The sequence below is a fragment of the Agrobacterium sp. O3.4 genome, assembly GCF_041414895.1.
GTDB lineage: Bacteria > Pseudomonadota > Alphaproteobacteria > Rhizobiales > Rhizobiaceae > Agrobacterium > Agrobacterium cucumeris.
This window is the reverse complement of record NZ_JALPZP010000011.1, coordinates 52,619-59,562: the sequence shown is the minus strand read 5'-3', so window position 1 is coordinate 59,562 and position 6,944 is coordinate 52,619. Positions and strand designations below refer to the sequence as shown.

Below are 6,944 nucleotides of genomic sequence, written 5' to 3'. Positions count from 1 at the left end.
TGCCGTTCTGGTTCGAGCATTACAACAATCTTCACCCTCACAGTGCTTTAGGATATCAGTCACCGCGCGAGTTCATCAGCTCGAAATCTCACACCTGAGCATGTCCGGTCTTTTGGGGGCAACTCCAGCAAGACCGTGGAGCAGCCAAGCTCGGTCTTCGCGTCTAATCTCGGGAGGCCTCGATCTACGCACGTCATGCATTGGATGCCGTCACTCGGAGGTAATCGTGTAGGCGAGGGAGCGGAGCATGTGGCTCCGCCAGTATCGATCGCCGCGCGTTAACCGGCGGAGATGCATTCTCAGGCGCTAGGGGCTGGCATTATGTGAAAGACGAGAGAAAATCACGGCTGACAGCAGGCGTCGCTAGTCGAAATTGCGTCTTTTCCCCGCAAGTCCTCACTCAGTTTGCGCGATGCGCGGAGGCAGCCACTCGCAAAAAAAGTCAACAAACGCACGAACTTTGGGGACGCGATAGCGATTTGGAGGCCAGAGGATATTGTACGTGCCTCGACGTTCCATCTGCCCATCAAGCACGGTCTTCAGCGATGTGTTAGCCAAACTGGTCGTTAGAATGAAACTCGGAAATGCTGCGATACCTCCGCCGGCGAGCGCCATGTCAAAGAGAGGTGCATTGATTGTAGAGGTAAGGCTAATGGGCGCTTCAAAATCTGGTTCGCTTGGGAAGGGCCACGGTACAAGCCGCCCATTCCAGAATTTTTGCCGAAGGCAGGTGTGCGTGAGAAGGTCTGCGGGGCTGCGCGGTTCTCCGTGCGCCTGGAGGTAGGCTGGCGACGCAGCGAGGACCCAGTCGAAGCTACCGAGTTTTCGATGAATGAGCCTTGAAGTTGAAAGCTCGCCAGTCCTTATCACCACGTCGTAACCCTCCTCGATAACATCGACCAGGCGATCACTGTAATCGAGCTCCAAAACGATACCGGGGTGAAGCGCGGTGAACCGCGCCATAACAGAAGTGAGGAGCTCTCCCCCGAGTGGAAGGCCGACTCGTAGATGTCCACGGGGTTCCTGCGAGACCTCCGCGACCTCGTCCTCGGCAGCTTTCAATTCCTCAAGAATATTGCGCACGCGACCGAGATAGATGCTGCCCGCCTCGGTTAACGACAGACTCCGCGTCGTACGATGAAAAAGTGCACACCCAAGCTGCATCTCCAACCCTGAGATCGATTTGCCTATCGCAGAGGACGTAATCCCGAGAGCGAAGCCCGCACCCTTGAAACTGCGGAGCTCGGCCGCTGCGACAAACGCTCTTAGGGCTGCAACGCTCTCGACATTCGACCTTATTACCAACTTTTCCTCCGCGGAGTTTTTCATTTTGGATGATTTATCTTTAGTTTGTTCTTGCCTAGGTTCGAACGGGTCGGAAGCTGCATAGCCAATAGCGGTGCCCCGAAGACCTTGCCTAGTGGCTCACTTGAGCCGATGCCAACTCGAAAGTGGGGATAGAGGTTTCGACTAGGCGGTATCGCGGGTAGATGCTGCATCTGAGCGCCACCCCTTGCTCCCAACAGATGGCGGGGATTTTGGTTCGCGCGGCTGACAGTATGGCTCTGCGAAAGCTAGCCGCAATTTTGCAAACGTTTCGAAGGACCTATGACTTCATGTCCACTTCTTCCGCTCAGTCCACAAGTGATGTACATCTGCCTTCCACCAAGCAAGTACATATTGCCGTGCTATTCGCGTTGGGTGTTTCCCACCTATGCAACGACACGATACAGTCCATCATCCCAGCCGTATATCCACTTGTAAAGGCAGAGTTTTCCCTCGATTTTATGCAGATCGGCATAATTACACTTGTGTTCCAGATTGCGGGAGCCCTTTTCCAACCGGCGATAGGCCTCTACACAGATCGTCATCCGCTCCCGTACTCCGCGGCTTTCGGCATGATCTTCACTATGGCTGGCCTTGCTGCGCTGGCTTACGCCTCCTCCTATCCGCTAGTGCTAATTGCTGTCACTTTGATCGGAATTGGATCATCAATCTTTCATCCCGAGGCAACCCGCGCTGCCCGCTACGCGTCCGGGGGAAGGCAGGGCCTGGCGCAAGGAATCTTCCAAGTCGGTGGACAGATTGGCGGCGCGTTGGGACCACTAGCCGCTGCGTTCTTGATTGTGTCGAACGGTCGACAAAGCGTCGCCGTATTCACAATCCTGGTTGTAATCGCGATTTTTCTGCTTGTCTGGACCGCCCGTCAGTCCGATCAGATCAAATCGCACTTTGAGGCTTACAAAAAGGCCGCGGGCGAAGCTGGCAGCATTTATCCGCGCCGAGCCGTCATTATTGGGATGGGCATTTTGACCGTTCTAATGGCCTCTAAGCTCTCCTATCTCGAAGGGTTCCGCTCTTTCTACACCTTTTACTTGATCGACCGCTTCAACGTGTCCGTCGAAACATCCCAATTGATGCTTTTTGTATTTTTCATATCTTCAGCCGTTGGCGTTCTGCTGGGCGGATTAGTGGGCGATAGGATCGGGAGGTATCAGATCATCTGGATCTCGATACTCGGTCCACTGCCGTTCACTCTACTTCTGCCCTTTGCAGATTTCTTTTGGACTGGCGTGTTAACCGTGGTGATCAACCTTCTGATGGCAAGCGCGTTCGCTTCGATCATGATCTACGCCATGGAACTGGTACCTAGCCGTATAGGGCTCATAGGCGGTCTCTTTTACGGCTTGAACTTCGCGATTGGTGGCGTCGCCGCTGCTTTGCTGGGATCATTGGCTGATCGCGTTGGGATCGAAGGGGTGTACAGCGTTTGTTCATTCCTGCCAGTTGTTGGCGTTCTAGCCGTGTTCCTACCGCGTCTTCGTAGCAAACGCTCATGATTATACGGACACAAGCACGTTGAGGTACCTTGCGCTCGGCGGCGGCCAAGCATGTTCGAGAAGCGCAATTAATTAGATAGTTGGCATGGGACCAGCTACCTCCCCTGGTTCAGCCAACCAGAATGCCGCCGCAGTGTCGGCGGCATTCTGTTTGAGCCCCCGCGTCGAAGCTAGCCGTATTGGCGCCCTTGAGCTCGGCGGCTGCATGGCCTTTTGACTATAGCCCGAACGACGATCGTCCCGGTGAGCCAGTAGGTCATGATGTCTGTGATCAGCCCGTCGCGACCAAAGCGTGCGTCGGTCTCTTCCGCCGCCCATGCCCGCCATGAAGCTCATGATCCAGGCGGCGAGGCCGACTGGCGAGTGGTTCATGGCAAAGACAGACTTTGCGGCTTGGTAGCGCGCAGATTTAAGGCGCCATGAGCGAAGAACCACTGCTGGATGGCCGCGGCATAGGCCTGCTCGGGCGGGGTAAGCAAGGCAAAGTCGGTGACCCGTCGGGGCGGCCGACATCGGTCAAGTGGTAGCCGAGCAGCTGCTCGGATGATGCTGAGCCAGCGACATCGAGATGATCGAGCCGCTGTCGCCGCCCGCGACGATAAACCTGCCATAACGCCGGGTCTCGTTAATGAGCTTGGAGAAGAGGTCAGCGACCCGGTCCATCGGCAGCGCCGTGCGGATTGAAGAGCCGGAGCCGGCAATGGACGGACAATGACATGGAAGTTCTTCGACAGCGCGCCGTTGTGTCAGGCGGCGGTTTGGAAACGGTTGCGTCGACGACCACCGCGGTGTTGGTGATCAGCTTGCAAACCCATGCCATCGCCGCCAGGTGGAAACGGCGATACTACTCACGGAAGCAATTCTATTAGCACTGAAGCTGCCTCGCTTATGTCACGGCCAGTTGCCTCCGATGCCGCGCATGCGTCCTTTCGCCTAAGGGCGTTTATCATCTTCTCGTGCTCGTCGTTGGCAATTGAATGGTATCGGCCTTCTTGCGCTAGGCCATTGAGCCAAGGACCGGTTCTAAGCCAGCATAGGCCAATCAACTGTTGCAGATAGGGCAGGTTGGACGCTTCATAAATTGTAAAATGAAACGTTTGATTGTCTGCAAGGTAATCTGGGAACGAACGATTGTTTATTGCCACTTGCATCCGTGCCGACAACGCATGAAGTCGGTCACAGAGTTCTTCCCCTGCACGAGTCGCCGCCGCTTCGACAGCTAGGCGTTCTAGTCGAAGACGTATGTCGGTAACTTCGACGAACCGGTCGCGGGTCATCACCGGGACCTGGATGCTACGATTGGCCGCCAGCTGCAGAGCGCCCTCTGCGATAAGCCGTTGCAAGGCCTCCCGCACCGGTGTCGACGAGATACCTAAGCTCGAGCCAATGCCGCGGATGGTTAAAGGCTGCCCAGGCGCGAGCCTGCCGGTCAGTAGCGCGTTGCGCAACGCAACGTACGCCTGTTCGTGCAACGGCTCCGACGTTAACTGAGTGAACTCCATTTGCTCTTCCAAGTTTGGGCTGCCAAAAGAAGCCGTCCGCGCAATGCGAACGTGGCCACTCCTTGGCATTCGGAGTAGACGAGCACATGGCCGGGATTTCCCACTAATGCTCGTCGGTCAATAGGCATTGAAAGCCGCTTTGATGGATTCTACGAGCCGCTCCGCGTCGCTGCGGCCAAGGACTAGAGGGGGCCGAATTTTCAGAATATTTGCCCCCGGTCCGATTGCGCTTATCAGGGCCCCGTTTTGACGGAGATGGTTTACCACGTGGCTCGCAAGTCCGGCGTTGGCCTTATCGCCATCGATGCATTCCACAGCAAGGAACAGCCCCGCGCCACGCACTTGTGCGACATCATCACGCCCGGCGGTTACCTCACTAAAGCTCTTGAGGAGGAAATCTCCGACGGTGCGCGAATTTTCCTGTAGGCCTTCCTGCTCAATAACGTCGAGTACAGCCATTCCGGCTGCACAAGCCACCGGGCTGCCGCCGAAAGTGTTGAAGTATCGTGCCTTTGTCCCAAACTCTTCGACGAGCTCAGGTCGTAGTGCGAGCCCGGCTACCGGAAAGCCATTTCCCATCGGTTTACCCAGACTTACCATATCTGGAACAACGTCGTGGCGCTGAAATCCCCAAAAAGTCTCGCCTGTTCGGGCGAAACCTGGTTGCACTTCATCCGCGATAAAGAGTCCCCCCTCAGCTCGAATGAGCTCAACGGCGGGTTTGAGGAAACCCGGAGGATCAACATAGAGCCCATCGCTGGAGAAGATTGTATCAACGACGAACGCAGCAGGCTCGATGCCGTCGCGGCGCATTTCGGCGATGGCTGCGGCGAGGTCGCGAGCGAGTAGCGCTCCCTGTTCCTCCGGTGGGACGCGGTACGAATCTGGCGCGGGGATCAGTCGAACCCTCGGTCCACGATGGACGAATTCACCTAAGGCAGGGGATATTTCCGAAACCGCCTCGGTCACGCCGTGATAGGCGCGGTTCGTCACGATGACGCCCTGTCGCCCAGTGTACGACCGCGCGATCCTCAGTGCGAGGTCATTTGCCTCCGAGCCGGTACAGGTGAACATCATGTGGCCGAGCGCGTCAGGCATGGATCTGAGCAACCTGTCCGCATAGGCGACCACGCCATCATGTAGATATCGGGTATGGGTATTGAGGATGCCGAGCTGGCGTGTGACCGCCTCAACGACCTTGGGGTGGCAGTGCCCCACGGATGTCACGTTATTGTAGGCATCGAGATAGGCTTTCCCCTTGTTGTCATAGAGCCAGACGCCTTCGCCGCGGACAAGATGAAGGGGCTGCTCGTAAAACAGACGATAGGCAGGTCCAAGAACTTGGTTTCGATGCTCGATCAAAGCCACGTCCTCGGCGTCGAGAGCCGACAGGGTATTGGGATCAAACGCATTGACCATGGTCATTGTACATACTCCTGTGTGGCGGAAAGGGCGGCGGCGCGTAACGCGCGCGCGGTCGGGACGACGCCAATTTCGTCGATAACGTCGAGCCCGCGCAGTGATGCGGCGGCGTTTCGCATAATGTAGCTCGCATTTTCAGGATAACGCCTTGCGCGCCACGAGGTGATGGCGAGCGTTGTAAGATGACGCAGCCGGATTAAATCCGGCAACAGCGATAGTTCGTCCTCATCAAGCGGCAGCACGCTGACGTAGCCGCCAACCATATCAGCTGCACGACGCAAAGGTTCCGCGTCATCCGTAATGTGATAGGAGCAAGCGACAGCTAAGTCACAAATGATCGGTGTGTGTACCATATCGCCGAAATCAATGATCCCGGTCAGACGGGACGCATCCACTTGGTCAACCACCAGGTTGTGGGGGTTAAAGTCATTGTGAACGATCTGGGTGCGAAAGTGCGGAAGCTGTGGAGCGATTTCAGCGTCGAAACGGTCGAGTAGCAAGGCTAACCGCGTGCGGAGCTGGCCATTTTCGATGGCTTCCAGCATGGGACGCAGTCTTCCAGCATGCTTGATGTCCCATTGCAGGGCGTGGCCCGCTGCCGGATGAAAAAAGCCGCGCAACGCCTTTGTCAACTGTGCAAGCAGGACGCCAATCTCCCGGTAAACCGTGGACCTCGGATTGGCTGCATGTAACATCGTGCCATCGATAAAGGTCAGCAACCGCGCGACGTGTTCTTGCCCAGATGGTCCCTGGATAATCTCCCAAGGTTCGCCGGACAGGGTTTGGCATATCCGCTGCACGGGCAGTGAAGGATCGACGGCTGCGATATGCGCAAGAGCCGCGGTCTGCATGGCAGTGACATCGCGATCTTCCGCCACGTTTGTGATCTTGAGCAACGCCTGCTCGCCGCTTGTTAGGCGGACGTAGAAGTTGGAATCTCGTTCCGATGATAGCATCCTTATCTCGCCGGAAACGCCAAATACGCGCTTGGCAATATCGCTTGCTTCTTCCGGGGAGATCCCTGGTGGCGCAACCGACAGAAGCGAACTCTCATCGGCGTTTCCGGTCGGAAATGAGGAGAAGCAATCGGTCGAAACAATAAATGGCGGCAGCTCAGAGGAGACGCCAGCTCCGCCCGCTCGAGGATTAATGACCACGGTTGTATCCTTTGGTTATGTAT

The 6,944-nt window shown here is 56.4% G+C and carries 6 protein-coding genes; 2 read left to right on the top strand and 4 right to left on the bottom strand.

The window, feature by feature from the left end; translation table 11 throughout:
* On the top strand, nt 1-98 hold a 98-nt coding region (locus tag M0412_RS25950), incomplete at its 5' end, for an integrase core domain-containing protein (RefSeq protein ID WP_371338343.1).
* Nucleotides 99-396: 298 nt separating this feature from the next.
* Here the strand turns inward: M0412_RS25950 and M0412_RS25945 are convergent.
* Nucleotides 397-1,329, bottom strand: coding sequence for a LysR substrate-binding domain-containing protein (locus M0412_RS25945; RefSeq protein WP_142859805.1), 933 nt, complete (start codon nt 1,327-1,329; stop codon nt 397-399).
* Nucleotides 1,330-1,616: 287 nt separating this feature from the next.
* On the opposite strand from M0412_RS25945, the gene M0412_RS25940 reads away from it, so the two are divergent.
* Entirely contained in the window at nt 1,617-2,840 is a 1,224-nt protein-coding gene (locus M0412_RS25940) for an MFS transporter (protein WP_142859803.1), read from the top strand.
* 848 nt (nt 2,841-3,688) lie between these two features.
* Here the strand turns inward: M0412_RS25940 and M0412_RS25935 are convergent.
* From M0412_RS25935 to M0412_RS25925, 3 genes are all read right to left on the bottom strand, one after another.
* Entirely contained in the window at nt 3,689-4,342 is a 654-nt protein-coding gene (locus M0412_RS25935; RefSeq protein ID WP_161991865.1) for a GntR family transcriptional regulator, read from the bottom strand.
* A gap of 117 nt (nt 4,343-4,459) precedes the next feature.
* Nucleotides 4,460-5,767 (bottom strand): aspartate aminotransferase family protein, encoded by a 1,308-nt coding sequence (locus M0412_RS25930; protein ID WP_142859799.1) that lies wholly within the window; start codon nt 5,765-5,767, stop codon nt 4,460-4,462.
* On the bottom strand, nt 5,764-6,921 hold the full coding sequence (locus M0412_RS25925; RefSeq protein ID WP_142859797.1) for a phosphotransferase: 1,158 nt from the start codon (nt 6,919-6,921) through the stop codon (nt 5,764-5,766). Before M0412_RS25925 ends, M0412_RS25930 begins: the two co-directional genes overlap by 4 nt.
* Between the last annotated feature and the right edge of the window lie 23 nt (nt 6,922-6,944).

Excerpts from the sequence above, each read along its gene's own strand:
- M0412_RS25935 (WP_161991865.1), bottom strand. The coding sequence starts at position 4,342 with ATGGAGTTCACTCAGTTAACGTCGGAGCCGTTGCACGAACAGGCGTAC.
- M0412_RS25940 (WP_142859803.1), top strand. The coding sequence starts at position 1,617 with ATGTCCACTTCTTCCGCTCAGTCCACAAGTGATGTACATCTGCCTTCC.
- M0412_RS25930 (WP_142859799.1), bottom strand. The coding sequence starts at position 5,767 with ATGACCATGGTCAATGCGTTTGATCCCAATACCCTGTCGGCTCTCGAC.
- M0412_RS25945 (WP_142859805.1), bottom strand. The coding sequence starts at position 1,329 with ATGAAAAACTCCGCGGAGGAAAAGTTGGTAATAAGGTCGAATGTCGAG.